15 protein-coding genes are annotated in these 18,285 nt (G+C 59.0%); 6 read left to right on the plus strand and 9 right to left on the minus strand.

The window, feature by feature from the left end; all coding sequences use genetic code 11:
• Window positions 1-93 precede the first annotated feature (93 nt).
• The 5 genes from G482_RS18130 to G482_RS18135 all read right to left on the minus strand — a co-directional run bounded on the left by G482_RS18130 (window position 94) and on the right by G482_RS18135 (window position 5,700).
• On the minus strand, window positions 94-1,125 hold the full coding sequence (locus tag G482_RS18130) for a GGDEF domain-containing protein (RefSeq protein WP_051258910.1): 1,032 nt from the start codon (window positions 1,123-1,125) through the stop codon (window positions 94-96).
• A 76-nt stretch (window positions 1,126-1,201) separates the two neighbouring features.
• A complete protein-coding gene (locus tag G482_RS0110060) occupies window positions 1,202-1,996 on the minus strand; it encodes a phytanoyl-CoA dioxygenase family protein (RefSeq protein WP_211227602.1) in 795 nt (264 codons plus the stop codon).
• Window positions 1,997-2,176: 180 nt separating this feature from the next.
• A complete protein-coding gene (locus tag G482_RS0110065; RefSeq protein ID WP_028449928.1) occupies window positions 2,177-3,724 on the minus strand; it encodes an ATP-binding protein in 1,548 nt (515 codons plus the stop codon).
• On the minus strand, window positions 3,717-4,436 hold the full coding sequence (locus tag G482_RS0110070) for a response regulator (RefSeq protein WP_028449929.1): 720 nt from the start codon (window positions 4,434-4,436) through the stop codon (window positions 3,717-3,719). Before G482_RS0110070 ends, G482_RS0110065 begins: the two co-directional genes overlap by 8 nt.
• Window positions 4,408-5,700: an ABC transporter substrate-binding protein gene (locus G482_RS18135; protein ID WP_245575275.1), complete on the minus strand. Its 1,293-nt coding sequence runs from the start codon at window positions 5,698-5,700 to the stop codon at window positions 4,408-4,410. The genes G482_RS0110070 and G482_RS18135 overlap by 29 nt, the downstream gene beginning before the upstream one ends.
• A gap of 377 nt (window positions 5,701-6,077) precedes the next feature.
• Between G482_RS18135 and G482_RS0110080 the strand changes: the two genes are divergently transcribed.
• From G482_RS0110080 to G482_RS19620, 6 genes are all read left to right on the plus strand, one after another.
• Window positions 6,078-7,322, plus strand: coding sequence for an ABC transporter substrate-binding protein (locus G482_RS0110080; RefSeq protein WP_028449930.1), 1,245 nt, complete (start codon window positions 6,078-6,080; stop codon window positions 7,320-7,322).
• Between the two features lie 193 nt (window positions 7,323-7,515).
• Complete coding sequence (locus G482_RS0110085) at window positions 7,516-8,427, plus strand: carbohydrate ABC transporter permease (RefSeq protein WP_028449931.1); 912 nt, start codon at window positions 7,516-7,518, stop codon at window positions 8,425-8,427.
• 9 nt (window positions 8,428-8,436) lie between these two features.
• On the plus strand, window positions 8,437-9,279 hold the full coding sequence (locus G482_RS0110090) for a carbohydrate ABC transporter permease (RefSeq protein WP_034619472.1): 843 nt from the start codon (window positions 8,437-8,439) through the stop codon (window positions 9,277-9,279).
• Window positions 9,280-9,287: 8 nt separating this feature from the next.
• Window positions 9,288-9,614: a hypothetical protein gene (locus G482_RS20325; protein WP_028449933.1), complete on the plus strand. Its 327-nt coding sequence runs from the start codon at window positions 9,288-9,290 to the stop codon at window positions 9,612-9,614.
• On the plus strand, window positions 9,592-10,740 hold the full coding sequence (locus G482_RS0110100) for an ABC transporter ATP-binding protein (protein ID WP_028449934.1): 1,149 nt from the start codon (window positions 9,592-9,594) through the stop codon (window positions 10,738-10,740). The genes G482_RS20325 and G482_RS0110100 overlap by 23 nt, the downstream gene beginning before the upstream one ends.
• 65 nt (window positions 10,741-10,805) lie before the next feature.
• Complete coding sequence (locus G482_RS19620) at window positions 10,806-13,229, plus strand: ATP-binding protein (protein ID WP_051258911.1); 2,424 nt, start codon at window positions 10,806-10,808, stop codon at window positions 13,227-13,229.
• A 33-nt stretch (window positions 13,230-13,262) separates the two neighbouring features.
• Here the strand turns inward: G482_RS19620 and G482_RS20830 are convergent, their stop codons facing one another.
• The 4 genes from G482_RS20830 to G482_RS0110125 form a co-directional block, all read right to left on the minus strand.
• The gene (locus tag G482_RS20830; protein ID WP_034619475.1) at window positions 13,263-14,003 is read right to left on the minus strand and encodes an energy transducer TonB; all 741 of its coding nucleotides are present in this window, start codon (window positions 14,001-14,003) and stop codon (window positions 13,263-13,265) included.
• A 52-nt stretch (window positions 14,004-14,055) separates the two neighbouring features.
• On the minus strand, window positions 14,056-15,555 hold the full coding sequence (locus tag G482_RS0110115; protein WP_028449935.1) for a PepSY domain-containing protein: 1,500 nt from the start codon (window positions 15,553-15,555) through the stop codon (window positions 14,056-14,058).
• A complete protein-coding gene (locus G482_RS0110120) occupies window positions 15,552-17,675 on the minus strand; it encodes a TonB-dependent receptor family protein (protein ID WP_028449936.1) in 2,124 nt (707 codons plus the stop codon). The genes G482_RS0110115 and G482_RS0110120 overlap by 4 nt, the downstream gene beginning before the upstream one ends.
• A 103-nt stretch (window positions 17,676-17,778) precedes the next feature.
• Entirely contained in the window at window positions 17,779-18,174 is a 396-nt protein-coding gene (locus G482_RS0110125; RefSeq protein ID WP_156905387.1) for a DUF2946 family protein, read from the minus strand.
• Between the last annotated feature and the right edge of the window lie 111 nt (window positions 18,175-18,285).

Here is an 18,285-nt window from a genome sequence, read left to right on the forward strand (position 1 = left end):
CCATCGCGCTCTGTGGCGCTTTGGGCAGCAGCTTACCAGAGGCGATGGCCGACACCGCTGTGCCAAGGCCACCTTGCGGCGCGAATGCCGCAGTTAAAACAGCTCGTCGCTGCCGCTGGCGACTTCCTGCTGGGGCAGGGTATCGAAAAACACGATCTGATTGCGGCCACTGTCTTTGGCCTGATACAGCGCCTGATCGGCACGGCCTAAGGTCATGCTCAAGACTTCATACGGGCGAATATCGGTGACGCCACCACTGATGGTGAGCTGATCGATTTGCGGAAAGCTGTGTTTTTCGACTTTTTTGCGAAAACGCTCCAGCGCCTGCACCGCCCCTTCCCGGGTTTGCGGCCCCAGAATCACCACAAACTCTTCCCCGCCAAAGCGGAATAAGCGATCGTTGGCGCGAAAACAGGAGCGCATCAGCTGGGCGATCAGCAGCAAGACCTCATCGCCATACAAATGCCCGAGCCGATCGTTAATGCGCTTGAAGTGATCAATATCGAGCACCACCAGAAAATAATGCCCCACCCCCTGCTCTTGCCGGCGGCCATTTTGCAAAGGATGCACGCCCGGCAGATTTTGCAGCGCAGTGACGATTTTGAAAAACTGCCGCTCCAGCGTTTTGCGATTCAGCAGGCCGGTGAGGGTATCGGTTTCACCGTAATCCAGCAGCGCGATGTGGTTTTCATAAATCCGCGCCATCCCCTGCAATAAGCGAAAATCCGCCGGCACCAGACCTTTATTCAGCCGCATATCCAGCAGCGCATACACCGACTGCTGCCGATGCAGGCCCAAAATCACCCGATTGCCATTGGCATCGACCTGTAGGGAGCTTTCCGACACCAGCGCGCCGTGCAGCAGCGGGTCTACCTCCGCCTCACCGGCTTTCGCCGTGGTTTGCTCCAGCGAATGCTGACGGATGCCGTTTTCGTCGAATTCCACCAGCAAGCCCAGTCGCTGCTTACCGGTGCCCTGCATGGTGCGGTAAAAGCGCAGCGAGCTGGATGGCAGCATCTCGAAAATCGTCAGACACAAGCTCACAGCCAGATCATCGCGGTCGATCAGGCCGGTAAATTCAGCCAGTGAATAGATAAAATCGTGCGGGTTTTTCTGCAAATTCATGGCTGACATGCGTGCGAAAGGAACAGAGCTTCCAATCTAGACCAGCCCGCGGGCAAGCCCAAGCCCGCCGGCCGATTTAGCAGCCGCTCGGCCAGTCAATCCCAGGCAGGCTGGCCGAACGCGAACCGGCCAGTGGCAAGTTATCGCGGGCGTGGTAGCTAAAGACCAGCGAATACTTGGTCTGTGTGGTGGTATTGCGGCTAGCGGCATGGAAAGTGCGCGCATCAAAGAGCACTACATCGCCAGCGGCCAGCGTTGGAAACTCGGCCCGCGCGACCCACGGGGCGGCCTCGGGGTGGCTGGCCTGCAAAAATTCCTTGGCATCAAAGGCTGCCTCGGGGAAATCCACCCGGTGCGAGCCGGGAATAAAGCCCAAGCCGCCATTGCGCGGCGATTCTTCGCCCAGCGCGAGCCAGCTTGATACCAGCTCGGGGCGGCTAAAGCGCCAGTAACGCACATCGCGGTGCCACAGCGTATCACTGCTAAAACTAGGCTGTTTGGTCATCAGGCTATTGTGATGCGCCTGCGTCAGGGTAATGTCCGCGCTGCCCAGCAGCAGACGTAACAGCGCCAACAGCGCAGGCTCGCCCGCCCAAGCATGAAACAGCGGATGGCGCGCGGCCATTTCACGCAAGCGGCGAATGGTTGCGCCCCCTTCTGCCTGGGTGGAGCTCGGCGCCCCGGGGTAGCCCAGCTCAGCTTCCAGCTCTAGCGGCGGCAGGCGCAAATCCAGCTGGTGCATCGCCTCGGCGCGAATGGCCGCCACGCGTTCGGCGGCGAGAAAACCGCGCAAAATCACCACCCCATCGCGGGCAAAGTCGGCGGCAATCGCCGCAGGCTGGCTAAAATCGCTGAAAGAGGAAATACCCACGGTCAGTCCATCCAGATATCGAGCAGTAATTGTACTGCAATGCCGGGGCGACGCCCATGCGCACTTGCCGCAAGTGCGGGGCAATACAGCCTACATGCACGGCAGCAGGCCTTCTAATACCCACCCACCGTATAGCGCAGAAACGATTTATATAACTAGCACTACGGAACATACCCACAATTAAAGAACGGCAGGCAAAGTCACAATGGCTTGCAAGCCACCATCGGGATGGTTTTCCAGACTCAGCTCACCGCCATGGGCCTGAATGATATTGCGCGCGATGCCCAGCCCCAGCCCGTGACCGTGGCTATTGCGCTGTCGGCCGTGCTCCAGCCGAACATAGGGATCAAACAGCGTTTTCAGCGATTCTTCCGGCACCCCCGGGCCATGGTCGCGGATGATAATCACCCGCTTGCCCACGCCTTCCAGTACTTTCACTTCGGCGCGCTGGCCGTAATACAGCGCATTATCCAAGAGATTGCCGATCGCACGTTTCAGCGCCAAAGGCTTGCCTTTCACCCGCAGGCCGCTGCGACTAAATGCCACTTCGTGCCCGGCCAGCCGCGCATCACGCACCATCCGCCCCAGCATGGCATCAAGGCTGATCGCGGTGTGATTTTCGTGAATATCGCTGTCTTTTACGCTTTGCAGCGCGCCTTTCACCATCATATCGAGCTCATCGAGATCTTCGTGAAACTCGGCGCGGGTGGCTTCATCATCCAGCATTTCGGTGCGCAATTTCAGCCGGGTGATGGGCGTGCGCAAATCGTGGCTAATCGCCGAAAAGAGTTTTTCCCGGTCTTCGAGGTAGCGCACAATCCGCTCGCGCATGGCGGCAAACGCCTGCGCCGTGCGCACGAATTCAATACTGCCGGCCTCGGGCAACACCGGCGATTCGCCCCGGCCAAAGGCCTCAGCAGCATTGGAGAGTGCCGCCAGCGGGCCGGTAATCCAGCGCACCACCACCCAGCTCAACAACAATACGGTGCACAGCGTGACAAACTGCAGCAGCCAGCGCTCAGGCGGCAAGGGATTACTGTTATCCAGAAAGAACGGATCGGGCATCAGCGTGGCTAGATACAGCCATTGCCCGGGCTCGATCTGCGCCTGAATCACCAGCACCGGCGCTGGGCGTGGCTGGGTAAGGATGGTATTGCGAATCCAGTGATCAGGTAGCTCCAGCATATGTGTACCGGATTTATTCACCACCAGATCATCTGGCCAGGCAAACTGCACATCTAACCCCAATAGCTGCGGCAGGCGGGCAGCAAAATCGGCGTGGATTTTCTGCGTGACCAAATCGGCCATGGGCTGCGGGCCAATACTTTGAAAATCAATCGCCGAATTATTGGTGCTAATAAAAAACCGCGTGCCGCCGATTTCACGCATCTGTTCAATCACCAGATGCCGGTAGGTGAGCGGCAGGCTCTGGAAATACTGAATCGCGCTGGCCGCGCCCGAAGACACCTGCAAAGCCGCTTGCCCGACTTCCTGCTCGGATTTGGCCTGCAGATAATTCGCCCAGATCAGATTGCCCAGGATTTGCGAGGCCAGCACGCCCAGTGTCATCACCAGCAAAAAGCGCGCTAACAGGCTCGCGGGCAACAGCCGCTCAAACCAGCGCGGCGCACGGGAGCCCCAGCGCCGCTGCAAGCGCAGCCAGAAGCCAGGCGCTGGTGCTTCGCTGACTTCGGCCGGTGGAGCTGGCCGGGCGCGGGAATCAGGCATTACTCTGGCTCACCTCGGCCGAGAGCACATAGCCCGCGCCACGCACGGTTTTAATCAGGCTAGGCTGTTTGCCATTGTCGGAGAGGCGTTGACGCAGGCGGCTAACCTGCACATCCAGCGAGCGATCCAGCGGGCCAATATCGCGGCCACGGGTTTCTTCAGCCAGCTGGCTGCGATCTAAAATCTCGCCCGGATGCTCTAGGAAAAACTTCAACAGCTGAAAATCCAGCCCGGTAAGCTTCACCAGATCACCACTGGGCGACTGCAAAGTGCGCTCGACGGTATCAAGGGTAAAGCCGACAAACCGATAAAAGCGCCCACCGGTGCTGACGGCATCAAGCCCCGCGCGGCGGTGAATGGCCTTGATCCGCGCCAGCAATTCGCGCGGGTTGTACGGTTTGGCAATGTAATCATCGGCGCCCAGCTCCAGGCCCACAATGCGGTCGGTGTCATCCGAGCTGGCGGTCAGCATAATAATCGGCACATTGCACTGTTTGCGCACAAACTGGCACAGCGCAAAACCATCGGTATCGGGCAGCATCACATCCAGAATCACCAGACTCAGCTCGTCGCGATAACGCTCGAATTCCTGATAAAAACTCTCGCCATCGTGCGCCAGCCGCACATCATATTGGTTGCGCTCCAGATAAGCTTTGAGCAGCATCCGGGTTTTCTGGTCATCATCAACGATCAGGATTTTTCGGGTCGTCATTATTGTTCTCCTGAATATTCAGCGCCCGCACCATGGCGGCCATTCTTTGCTGGTTGTCGGCCACACTCAGGCCATCATCCAGATAAAACTTATGCACTTGCGCCACCACGGCGTCTTTAAATTTTTCATCACTGGCCATCCGGTGCACAAGGCTGGGTGCCTGCACCGCACTACCGCGATTAAAGGTCTGCCATGAATTGAGCGCACAGCGATCGAGCTGGCCTTGCTCGACCCGCGACAAATCACGCCGCACCGTCACCGAGCCTTTCAGCCGGTTATAGCCATGCTGCACCGGCGGGCTTAGCAGCGCCTGTGCCATTTTTTCCTGCGTTTGCTGCTGCGAATAATCACCGGCAAACATCACCAGCGTATCCACACTATACAAATGCCAGTTGGCCGTACCCGGCAAGGTGGTACAGACAAAATCCGTATCCAGCTTTTTGCCCAGCGCCTGCAATTCGCCTTTAAACCAATCGCCCATAATCACCATGCCCACCTGGCCATTAGCGAGTTGTTGCGCGATCTCGGTCCAGCTTTGCTCACGCGGGGTTTTGCCACCATGCGCACGGATCTGTCGCAAGCGCTGCAAGGCATTGGCAAAGCGCACATCCAGATAGGCTTGCGGATTACGCTTTACAAATAGCTCACGGTAAAACGCCGGCCCGCCCTCGGCCAGCACCAGCGTTTCAAATAAAGTCGCCACTTGCCAAGGCTCGCTGCTCTGGCCAAAGGGCACCACATCGGCGGCGGCCAACCGCAGCGCCGCGCGTTTCAGATCTTCGCTGCTGTGCGGCTCGGCAATGCCCAGCTTGCGAAACAGTTTCGCGTTGTAATACAGATTATTGATGCGATGCACGCCCAGCGGGGCGGCCACCACATGCTCGCGGTGCTGCAAAAGCTGATACACCGTGGGGCTCAGCGCTTTGCTCCAGCCCTGATAGCGGGCCACGGTATCCAGCTCTAAAATCAGCCCCAAATCAGCCCACTCGGCAATCGCCGGGCCAATCAGCTGCGCCACGGCGGGCTGTTTGCCGGCCAGCACACGGCTTTTCAATACCCGCATCGCGCCAATGCCACCACCACCGGGAATTGCCGCGTCATGCCAGTCTATGCGCTCATCAGCGAGGCGCTGTTGCAAAAACCGGGCAGCCGCACGCTCACTGGCCGAAGTCCACCAGTGCAACACGTCCAGCGATTCGGCAGCTTGCAGCGGCAAACTCAGCAGCAAGCCCAAGGCCAAGATTTTTGCTTTGTATTCAAACACCTGTTGTATACCCCACCCAGCGGCCAAACTATATCGTAAGCAAGACGACAAAATTGTAATAAAAGATCACAGACTCTTGCTAAACCCTAACACACTCGTGCGCCAAGCATTTCATTCCAATGCTTATTTTTGCTGAGTTTGCTGCCGGTCGCGATGCGGGCTTTCGTTAATATCTGTAACAGCCGCAGGAAAAGATTACGCCCCGATTTTCAATTAAATTGTTCAATATCAAATACATAGCTGATTCGACACGGTTTCATCAGCCTGTATTCGTGTCACAAAAATCGCCGTGCTACTTTGCCGACACCGTGGCAACAGATCACGGCAACCAAAGCGCCACCTTCATAACAACGGCGCGCACTGAGGATATATCGAACATGCAACATGCAAGCACAAAACTGCTGCTGGGCAGCCTTTTACTGGCCAGCACGCTGGCGCAAGCTGGCACCGTCACCATCGAATCTTGGCGGGTGGATGACAAGGCGCTGTGGGAAGACGTTTTGATCCCGGCTTTCCAAAAGAAAAACCCCGGCATTCAGGTTAAATTCGCCCCAACTGCTCCGACCGAATACGATTCATCGCTGACCGCCCGCCTCACCGGCGGCACCGCTGGCGATCTGATCACCTGCCGCCCGTTTGATAAATCGCTGACACTGTTTAAACAAGGCCAACTGGAAAAACTCGACGGCAAAGCCGGCATGGAGAACTTCCCAGCCTCGGCCAAAGTGGCGTGGCAAACCGATGACGGCAAAGACACTTACTGCATGCCGATGGCCTCGGTGATTCACGGTTTCTTCTACAACAAGAAGATCTTCAAAGACCTGAATCTGAAAGAGCCAAAAACCCAGGCTGAATTCTTCGCTACGCTCGAAGCGCTGAAAAAAGCCGGCAAAGTGCCACTGGCGCTGGGGACTGCCGATCAGTGGGAATCCAACCAGATCGTATTCACCAGCATTGGCGCGAATTACTGGAAAGGCGAAGAAGGCCGTAAAGCGCTGATCGCCGGCAAAGCCAAATTCACCGACCCACAATTTGTGGCCGCCTGGGATCAGATGGCCAAGTGGGGCCCGTATCTGAGTAAAGGCGCGTCAGCCCAAACTTATGCCGATAGCCAAAACTTGTTCGCGATGGGCAAAGCCGGCATCTACCCAGCCGGCTCTTGGGATATCGCTTACTTCAATCAGCAAGGTCTGGATTTCGGCGCCTTCCCGCCGCCAGTAGCTAAAGCCGGCGACAAATGCCAGATTTCGGATCACACCGACATCGGCATGGGCGTAAACCCAAAAGGCAAAAACAAAGCCGACGCGTATAAATTCCTGGCTTGGCTCGGTTCGCAAGAATTTGCTGATCTCTACACCAACAAAGTCACTGGCTTCTTCTCGCTGTCGAACCACCTGATTAGCGTGAAAGACCCCGTCGCCAAGCAAATGATCGACTGGCGCAAAACCTGCGGCTCCACCATCCGCCTGAACGCGCAGATCATGAATCGTGGCGAGCCAGCGATGGAAAACGAGCTGTGGAATGTGAGCTCGCAAGTCTTGAACGGCAAAATGGCGCCGAAAGACGCCGCGGCCAAAATCCAGACTGGCTTTGCCAAATGGTATAAACCGCAGCAGAAATAAGCAGGGAACCCCTGCCGGGTATAGCACTGCAATCATTATTGGTAGATTGTTGTAGCGCTATACCCACCCTCTCCTCCTCCTCGCTCATCCGCGAGCTGGCCGGCAGCAGCCTGCATGATCGCTTGTTGCCGGCCCTTTTTTTGTGCAAATTCGCTGCCGCAAGGCAGCCCAAGTTCGACCCAGGGAGCCTGCGATGAAACGCATGCCATGGCATATTGCCGTCTTTCTCGCCCCGGCCGTGTTGGTGTATTCGGTGTTCAGCGCTTTGCCGCTGCTCGATACCCTGCGGCTAGGTTTTTACGCCACCACCGATACCGGCAGCACGCATTTTGCCGGGCTTAGTAATTACCTGACTATCCTCACCGATCCGGCCTGGTCGGCCGCGTTCTGGAATGCGATGTGGAATAACTGCAAGTTTTTCTTCATCCATTTGCTGATCCAAAACCCGATTGGCCTCGTGCTCGCCACGCTGCTCTCGCTCAAGGGCCTCAAAGGCGCGCGCCACTATCGCACGCTGATTTTCCTGCCGACGCTCTTGTCGGTGGTGATCATTGGCTTTATCTGGCAGCTGATTCTGTCGCCGCTGTGGGGCGTGTCCGAAGGCTTGATGGCCAAGGTCGGCCTCGCGGATTATTTCGCGCCGTGGCTGGGCCAGGAAAGCAGCGCGCTGATTACGCTGGCGCTGATTTCGGTGTGGCAGTTTGTCGGGATTCCGATGATGCTGATCTACGCCGCGCTGCTGGCGGTGCCCGAAGACATCGTTGAGGCCGCGCATGTGGAAGGCGCTTCGGCGTGGCGCATTTTCTGGGAAATCAAACTGCCGCTGATTTTGCCGACGCTGGGCCTCGTTACCATCCTGACCTTTGTCGGCAACTTTAATGCTTTTGATCTGATTTATTCGGTCAAAGGCGCCATCGCCGGCCCGAACTACAGCACCGATATTCTCGGCACGCTGTTTTACCGCACCTTCTTTGGCTACCAAAGCCAGGTCGGCAGCCCAACCATGGGCGCGGCCGTGGCCACGCTGATGTTTTTGGTCATCCTCGCCGGGGTGGGAACGTATTTCTATTTCGTGCAGCGCAAGCTGACACGTTACGAGCTGTGAGGCTGCGCGATGAAAACTCATAAAATTTCCCAACCGCTCTCCAGTGCCGGCGTGCATCTGGTGCTGGGCGGCTATACGCTATTGGCGCTGTTTCCAATCATGCTGATTTTGATTAATGCCTTTAAAAGCCGCGCCGGTATTTTCGACGACCCGCTGGCGCTGCCGAACGCCGAAACCTTCTTTATCGGCGGCTTTGAAAAGGTCTTGGCCAAATCGCATTTCATGCTGTATTTCGGCAACAGCCTGACAGTCACGCTGATTTCATTGGCGCTGATTTTGCTGTTTGGCGCCATGGCCGCCTGGGCGCTGGCGGAATATAAATTCCGCGGCAATCGCCTGCTGGCGCTGTATCTGGCCATCGGCATCATGGTGCCCATTCGCTTGGGCACCGTGTCGATCCTAGAGCTGATTGTGAAGCTTGATCTGATCAACACCCTCACCGCGCTGATCTTGGTCTACACCGCGCAGGGCTTGCCGCTGGCGATCATGATTTTGAGCGAATTTATCGCCCAAATCCCGAAAGAGCTGAAAGAAGCGGCACGCTGCGATGGCGTCGGTGAATTCAAGATTTTCTTCCAGATCATCTTGCCGCTAATTCGCCCTGCGGTCGCGACGGTGGCGGTGTTTACGATGATTCCGGTGTGGAATGATCTGTGGTTCCCGCTGATTTTAGCGCCGGGTGAAGAAACCCAAACCGTCACACTGGGCGTGCAGCAGTTTATTGGTCAGTACGTTACCGACTGGAATTCGGTGCTAGCTAGCCTGAGCCTGGCGGTGATTCCGGTGCTGATTATGTACATGATCTTCTCGCGCCAACTGATCCGCGGCTTGACCTCGGGCGCGGTGAAATAAGCCTGTTAGTGCCTGCGGCACGGCTGTTTACAGTCGCAATCCGCGACGGGGACTTCCTTTCTTTGCTTCGCCAAAGAAAGGAAGCAAAGAAAGGCGACCCGGGCGAAAAGCGCTCCGCGCTGCCCTTGCTTCGTCGTGAGCCAAACTACGTTTGTCTCTCTCCTCGCCGCGGTTTTCGCTACACGGGATTCAAGCCCCAGCACAATCAGCGCATCACCAAGAACAGCTTTTTGATGGGTATATCCATCAAGATCAATATGAATATAGCCTTCATGGCAATACCCCTTGAAGGTTGCAAGAGGAATTTAAATCATGGCCACAGTAAAACTGAATAACCTTTCCAAATCCTACGATGGCAAAGCCAAGGTCTTGGATGGCATTAACCTCGACATCAAACACGGCGAATTTGTGGTGCTGGTTGGCCCATCGGGCTGCGGCAAATCCACACTGCTGCGCATGCTGTGCGGGCTGGAATCGATTACCGGCGGCGAATTATCAATTGGCGACACGGTGGTGAATGATCTACCACCGGCTGAGCGCGGTATCGCGATGGTGTTTCAAAGCTATGCGCTCTATCCGCATATGAGCGTGTACAAAAACATGGCCTTCGGCCTGAAAATCGCTGGCGAGAGCAAAAGCCAGATCGAGGCGCGCATCAAAAATGCCGCCAAAATTCTAAAAATCGATCACCTGCTCGAACGTCTGCCGCGCGAATTGTCGGGCGGCCAGCGCCAGCGGGTGGCGATTGGCCGTGCGATTGTGCGCGAGCCGAAACTCTTTCTATTTGACGAGCCACTCTCCAATCTGGACGCCGCCCTGCGCGTACAAACCCGGCTCGAAATCGCCAAACTGCACCGCGAGCTCAACGCGACCATGGTGTATGTGACGCATGATCAGGTCGAAGCGATGACGCTGGGCGACAAAATCGTGGTGATGCACGATGGGCATATCCAGCAAGCCGGCACCCCGCTGGAGCTGTATCAGCAGCCGGCCAATCTATTTGTCGCCACCTTTATCGGCTCGCCGAAGATGAATTTGCTGCCCGCCGAAGTGCGGGCAGTGGAAGCCAATGGCGTGCGCCTGTGGCTCAAACAAGGCAAAGAGATTTTTGCCGAAGTGGACGGTAGCGGCCTGCAAGCGGGGCAAAATGTCACCGTTGGCATTCGTGCCGAGCATTTGCTGGAAGGGCCGCGCGCACAAACCGGCGCCAGCGAAGAATTCAATGGCAAGGTCAACCTGGTCGAGCATCTGGGCGAAGCCAACTACCTGTATCTGACGCTGGATAACGGCTGCGATCTGGTGGTGCGCGGCGATGGCGAGCGCGAAGTGGCCCTGGGGAGCGACATCAGCATCAGCGCGGCCAGCCAGTCTTTTCATGTGTTTACCGCCGATGGCCAAGCACTGCGCCGGCTACGCCCGGGCAATACCCGCTCCTCACGGCAGCAGGCAGTGGCCGCCTGACCAACGCGCTGGCAATGTAAAGCGGATCTGCCACACTGAAATCATCCCATTGCTGGGGTTTCATCATGCGCGATCCGCTGCCCATTACCGAACAAGCGGCCTTAGCCACCCGGCTGGCCGATTTGCGCCGCGCCTGGCATTTGCAACCTGAAGCCGCGCGGCGCGCCTGCCTGCAGTTGATTGATGAAGCCCGCAGCGCCCGCGAGCCGCGCATCCAGATTCAAGCTGCCGATTTGTACGGCAAAATCATGGATCACGAAGGTCAGGCTTTTGCCGCGCGCAATGTGCTTTATGAGGCCATTCAGCAGGCGCAATCGCTACATGAATTCGGCCTGGAAGCCCGCATTTACGAGCAAATTGGCCGCCTGCATTACACCCAGGGCGATTACCGCACCGCGCTGCAAAACTGGCAACAGGCGATTGAGCTGGCGCAGACCGAGCCCACTACCTGGATGCTGGCTAAAGTGGGGCTGGGGCAAATTTATGATGCGCTGGGTGATCCCGCCTCGGCGATTTTGCTGCATCAGGCTGCCGCAAGCCGCATTGGCGAAGTGGATGATCCCTATCTAGAAGCCAAAATCCGCATCAATCTGGGCGTGAACCTGCAAAAATGTCAGCGCCACAGCGAAGCGCGGCAAGAGCTGCAGCGCGCGCTGGATTTATGCCTGGGCCCCTATCCCGATTACGCTGCCGAATCGCTGTTTCGCTTGGCCGAAATCGCCTTGGCCGAAAACGATCTGCCGCTCGCCCGCCAGCAACTGGAAAGCGCGCTCGATCTGGCACGGCAAGTACATTACCAATGGGGCGAAGCCAATATCTACAGCACACTGGCCGAGGTGTATGCGCGGCAGGAAGATTGGCTCACCGCGCTGGATTTGATTCAGGTAGGGCAGCAAATTGCGCTCACCAATAACTTCAACCACATCCTGATGCGCCAGCACTTGGCCGCGGCGCGCTATGCCGAGGCCTTATTTAATGCGCCACTGGCGCTGGCCGAGCTGAAAGACGGCTTTTCCTACCAGCAAAAAATCATCGAACAAGCCCAGCCCGAGCAACGCGCCGAGCTGGAAATGAAAACCGGCCTGCGCCCCAGTGTCAGCAGCCAGCTGATACAGCTGGCCAATCACCATGATATCGAACACGGCAGCGAGGCCGAATTTCGCCAGCTGATTTGCACTGAGGCCTGCAGCGTTTTGCAGCTCAGCCGCGCCAGCTGGTGGCTGCTGGGCGAGGATGGCCTCACCCCGCTACAGCAGCACGACAGCCTAAACCCCGATGCGCCCTTGCCGCCCGCCTTGGGGCTGGCCGAGCTGGGGGCGGCCTACGCCGAGCTCAAAGCTAATCGGCTGCTGATCGCCCACGATGCGCTGCACCACCCGGAAGTCTGGACGCTGGCCGAGCGGTTTTTGCACCCGCGCCAAACGCCATCAATGCTAGCCTTGCCGGTGCGCAGTAGCCACCAGCATTGCGTCTTGCTGCTGGAACACGTGGGCGAGCAGCGCAACTGGATTCCCGATGAAATCATGCACGCCGGGCAAATCGCCGATATTGCGCTGCGCGCGCTGAATAATCACGAACGGCGAATTTTCCAGCGCGAAATCCGCGAGCTGAATCTGCGTCTCTTGGAAGCCAATGAAGCGCTGGAGCAACGCGTGCAACAGCGCACCGAAGAGCTGGCCCGCACCAATGCCGAACTGCAACAAGCGATGGCCAAGTTAGTGCAAAGCGAAAAACTCGCCGCGCTCGGCAGTCTGGTATCCGGGATAGCCCATGAGCTTAATACCCCGCTAGGCGCAGCGCTCACTTGCGCCACCGCGCTGCATAGCGAAAGCGATTTAACGCGAGGCCTGTTCGAGAGCGGCAATCTGAAAAAAACCGAGCTGGATGATTTTCTGCTCACCGCCCATAGCAGCAGCGACATTATCGAGCGCAATATTCGCCGCGCCAGCGGCTTGGTGGCGCAATTCAAACAGGTGGCGGTGGATACCGATAGCGAACGGCGACGGCAATTTGGCCTCGCCGAGCTCGCGCGCGAAGTGGTCATGATGCTGCGGCCGCATATTGATGCGGCGCGGGTCGATGTACAGCTGCAATTGCCGGAAGACCTGCTGCTGGATAGTTACCCCGGCCCGCTGGAGCAGGTATTGAGTAATCTGTTGCAAAATAGCCTGCTGCATGGCTTTGGCGAACAAGGGCAGGGGCAGATCCGGCTGTATCTGGCCCAGCGTGATCACCAGCAATGCCAGCTGATTTTTGAAGACAATGGCGCCGGCATCGCCAGCGAACATCTGAAGCGGGTTTTTGATCCGTTTTTCACCACCCGCTTGGGCCAAGGTGGCAGCGGGCTGGGGCTGTATATTGTCTACAATCTGGTCACTGGCCAGCTGGGCGGGGAGCTCAGCGTCAGCAGCGAGGTGGGCGTGTACACGCGCTTTACCCTCACTTTACCGCTGTGCGCACCCAATACCCAAGACAGTATCACCCTGTAGCCCATCATTTAAATAGCCCACAGGGCAATACCCCTAATCAACGATCATAGTCACCGCGATAGGCAGCTCGCTTTCGATCGCCTCGCCATTACGGCGGGCCGGCTCGAAACGCCAGTTGTCGAGTATCTGCTGCGTCACCGACTCATCAATCAGCGGATTGCCACTGCCCTGCTGTACCGTCACCCGCAGCGCCCGCCCCTGCGCACTCACGCGAATCAGCACCACCACCCGCCCCTGCAGGGCCTGCTCGGTCTGGCGCAAACGCCGCGGCACCTTGATCGGTGGATTACGCAATTGCGGGCCGTGCGCATTGGCCGGGCGATCATCGCCGCCGCCCGCGCGCTCGCCCGTGGCTGCAGCTTGGCTCCGCAGCGCATCTACCGGCGCAGGCGCCGCCGGCTGATTATTGCTGCTGGCGCCCACTGCGCTCAGCCCCGGTTTGGGCATTGGCTCTGGCAAGGCAGCCGCGGCTGGCGGGGCCGATTTCAGCGCCAGCAACGCAGGATTGAGCGGCCTGATTGGCTGTGGCGCCGGAGCGGAGATTGGTTGCCGCGCCGGTGCGGCGATGGGCTGCGCGGGCCGCGGGTGGGGCACAGGCGCCGCAGCTGCGTGGGCCGGGCGCGCGGCGGGGGCGGCCAACAGCACCACCACTGCCGCACTGGCTGATTCAGCCGCCGCGGGCAGCAGCCGGCCTTGCCAGCTGGGCAATAAGCCCAGCAGCAGGCCGTGTACCAGCAGCGATAACAGCAAAATCCAGCCCCAACGTCCGGGCATCACGCCCTCCCCGTTTGCTCGCCACCGATGTGATGGCGCGAAAGCCAGCATTTTACCTGCCCGCAGCGGCGGTCGGGCGTTTGCGCCGCCACAACAGCAAGCCCAGCACCGCCAACACCACATTCGCCGCCGCGGCGCTGGCCAGGATCAGGTCGCGGTTGCTCTTGCCCAGTCCATCCAGCCAATGCCATTTATGCAAATACGCAAACAGCCAGCCCTCGATGCGATCGGCGTCTTCCACGCGCGTGGAGAAAGTACCGGTGGCCGGCTCGATATACCAGCTGCTATTGGCCGCATTGTCCAGATCCACCCGATACACCGGCAGGCGTTTCTGGAAAAACCCATACTCGCCGCCAAAGCGCTCGATCAGCTGCACCTGTTTCACGGGCCCAGCCAGCTCACCACGCTGCACCTGGCGCACCAGCTCGCCCGCATGCACAAGCGCAAGACCCGGCTGCGCCATACCATGTGCATCCAGATAAATCGGCAAGGCGCTGTTGGACGCGGCTGGCGCATGGTGCTGATGCCCACCCGCCGCCGGCTGAGCATTTTTCGCTGGCTTGGCCCGCTCTTGCAGCCAATACGCCCGCCCCTGCACATTCACGGCCGTTAAGCTGGCAGTCTGGGCCGGTAGATGATGCAGCTCGGGCAGCACCGCAAGCGGTTTGGGGTTGGCTGGCACATAGGGTGCGCGCTGCAACCATAAATGCGTCAGCCCTGAAGCGGTGAGCACAATGCCGGCGAAGCCCAGCGCCACGCCCAGGCCACGGTGCCAGCGGCGTAAAGGTTTTTGCCCGGCCTTGAGCGTGCCTTTTTGCCAGCGCAACACATACATCGCCAGCCCGCCCGCCATGCTGGCCAGCACCAGCACCAGCAGCACGGTGATGCCGACGCGTTTAACTGGCTCGCTGGCCCAGCTCCAGGTGTGCAGCAGCGAAAACACTGGCATCAGCGTGCGTTTGGTGCGATCCGATAGGCTAGCCAGCCGCCGCCCTTCGGTATCGACAAAGGCCACCATGCCATCCGCGCGGGCAAACTCCACCCGCCAGACGGGCAAGATTTTGTTAATCGCCGGATAGCTGCGGCTAAATTCATACACCGGCGTCAACTGGCGCACCGGGCTGTGCGCATCGCCCACCAGGGCCCGCGCCAAGCGTTCGGCTTCTTGCGCATCAGCCTGCGGCAATAGGGCGCCGCTGCGCGCATCAAACCACAGCCCCTGCGCTTGCCCCGGCTGCCCAATACGCCAGGCCGGAGTCTCCCCCAGCATACGCAAGCGCACCGATTGAATCGGCCCGGCCGGCAAGGCCAGCTGCGCCAGCGGCACTGGCTGCAAGTCGGCCGGCAAAGCTGCGGCGGGCGGCAAAGGCCGCACGGTCGGTGTTAGCGCCGACATAATCGGGTGCAAAACACCGGTAAGCCCCCAAGCCAGCACGGCCAAGCCCGCCACCCAGGCCAGCTTGCGGTGCCAGCGCGTTAGCCAGCCCAGCGCCGAGCCCGCCGCCCGTGGCGGGCGCAGCGCGGCATCCAGCGTCAGATCATCGCGCTTCATTGCCCGCTCCCTTGGCTTTTGCTACCAAAGGCATAGCTCAGGCCGACAAAGAAGGTGCGCGGCGCGCCCGGGCTGTAACTGTCTTGCGTATTGCCATTGCGCTCGCCAACGCCTTTGTAGCTGGAAGACGCGATCTCGGCGTAATGCTCGTCAGTCAGATTGAGCGCCTGCGCCCACAGTGTCCAATCTTGCCAGCGATATTCGCCGCGCAGATTAAACAGCGTATGCCCGCCGTAGCGCACATTGTTGGCGTTGTTCATCCAGTAGCCGCCCACATAGGCCGTTTCCAGCGCCAGGCGCAGATTGGCATTGGGCTGGAAAGCCACTTCCAGCGTGCCCTGCCAGCGCGGGGCGGCCGGAATATCTTTGCCGGCGTAGTTTTCCTGCGGCGACGGCTGATATTGCTGATAGATGTGGCGCGCATACTGGCCCGCCAGACGCGCGCTCCACTGCGCAGTAGCGGCCCAATCCAGCCCCAGCTCTAGCCCTTCATGGCGGGTTTTGCCGGCATTACGCGGCTCGGATTTACCCGGCACGATGGTGTAGGTCACCAGCTCATCCTGCCCATCTAGCCGATACAGCGCGGCATCGACTTTCAGATTGGCCAGCGCCTGCCAGCGCGCCCCGAGCTCAAATTGATCAAAAGTGGCCGATTGCAGATTGGGTACAGTGGCGCTGCTAAACAGCGAGCCCACTTCCGGCGGGGTAAAGCCCCGGCTGTAACCACCGTAAACAAAGAGATTATTCGCCGCTTCCCAGGTCAGGCCCAGCTTAGGCGAAGTGCTGGCAAACGACTGGCTTTGCGAGGCCGCACCCGTGGTGGCCGAGGGGGTTAGATTATTGGTGAAGTCATACACCACGCGGTCGTAGCGCAGCGCGCCATTGATCGCCCAGCCAGCGCCCAGTGGGTAGCTGGCATCGGCAAACACCGCCTGATTGCCGAGATCCACATGGTAATCGCGACGCACACTGCCGGTTTTGTAGCTGAGGTATTTGCCGGTTTTCGGGTCGCGCACGATGGATAAATTCACCTCGCGCTGATCATTCGGGCTTTGCTCCAGCAAGCCGCCGACAGTGAGCTTCAAATCGCCCCACTGCTGGCGATGAAAGGCACTCAGCCCCAGCGAGGTAAAGGTGTTGTCGGTGGTACGGCCGCTCGCCGAGCTAGGGCCAGTATTGAAAATCAGATAGCTCGGCAATTGGTAAGTGCTGTTATCGCGGTAATACACGGTGGCGCTGCTGAGGCCGCCAGCATTGAGCTCGCCTTCCAGCCCGGTGCTCACGCGCAGCGCCTCAACCTGCCGGGTGGTAAAGGTGTGGTAGGAATAGCCGGGGCGGGTCTGGTAATCGCTTTCGTTCAGGCTGCCGGGCATATCGGTATCGAGCTTGGAATAGGTCAGTACCGATTTCCAGCGCAGCTCATCGCTGAGCCAGTGATCCAGCCGCGCGGTCAGGCCGGTTTTATCCATGCTGTTGTAGTCTTGCCAGCTGTCGCCACGCGTGGCTTGATAGCCGGTGATACGTATGCCGGTATCACCCCAGGAATTAGATACCCCAAGGTCTGCACGCCGATACCCCTCGCTACTACCTTGCACGGCGGCCTTGGCCGTGAGGTGGGCGCTGGGCGCTGCCGTGGTGAAATTCACCGCGCCACCCACCGCATTGCTGCCATACAGGCTCGAGGCGGGGCCCTTTACCACTTCAATGCCGTCGCTGCCGGTGAGGTTTACTTCGTACAGCGCATTGTGGTTGAAAATACCCACCGGGCGAATCGGCACCCCGTCTTCCAGATACTGATACACCGCCGAATAGCTCATCGGCTGGCGAATCGACATATTGTGCTGCTCATTGCCCAGATCGGTCATGTGCACGCCGGGGATTTTATCCAGCACTTGGCCGATAAAGGTGGGCTTGGTGTCTGCGATGGTTTTGGCATTCACCTTGCCCACCGCGACGGGGGCTTTGGCTAAAGGCGTGGCTTCACGGGTGGCCGTCACCACGATTTCTTCCAGCGGCGTTGCCGTGGCTGGAGCTGGCTCGCTGGCCAGGGTAAAAGGGGAACAAGTGGCCAGCACGGCGCAGGCCAGGGGGCGCAAGGCCCAGTTTGGAGTTACAGACATACGATTTCCTATCCATCTGGCGCACGCACGGCAGACAGATTCAAGCCCCGCGCACAGCGGAGCCATGAATAAAGTGCAGCACGCTCAGTGCTGCGCGAACAGATCAGTAGGAAATCAGCGGGGGGCCACGCGGCGGTGGCGGGATCGCGCGCGTGAGCGGCGAGCGATGGCTGAGCGCTAGGCTCGCCACCGGCAGGGTCGGCGCTGGCACCAGCGCCAGGAGAGTCAGCGCCGGCGGTGGCGCCAGTGCATGCAGGCTGGCCACCGAGCACAGCGCACATTTCACCAGAATTTTGGCTTCGCCTGCCCCGCCCTGCGCCGGACTACCATCACCCTGCATGGCCGTGGGTTGCGGGCCAGTACCACACCAGGCCAGCGGCACACCCGCATCCATCGCCGCAGCATGCGCGAACGGCAGCAGCAATTGCGCCAGCATGGCCAGTAAAGCCAAGGCATGGGCAAAGCGCCAACGAGGATGGAAAACAGTCAGGGCTGACACGGGTGAGCAATATGCAAAATCAATGTGCCGGCGATCATAGCGTAAATATTCACGCCAAACCTTTCGCCAAACCAACAGCGGTATCTGGCCCACATTTTCCCCGCGCCGGGC

This window comes from Chitinibacter tainanensis DSM 15459, assembly GCF_000429785.1.
GTDB lineage: Bacteria > Pseudomonadota > Gammaproteobacteria > Burkholderiales > Chitinibacteraceae > Chitinibacter > Chitinibacter tainanensis.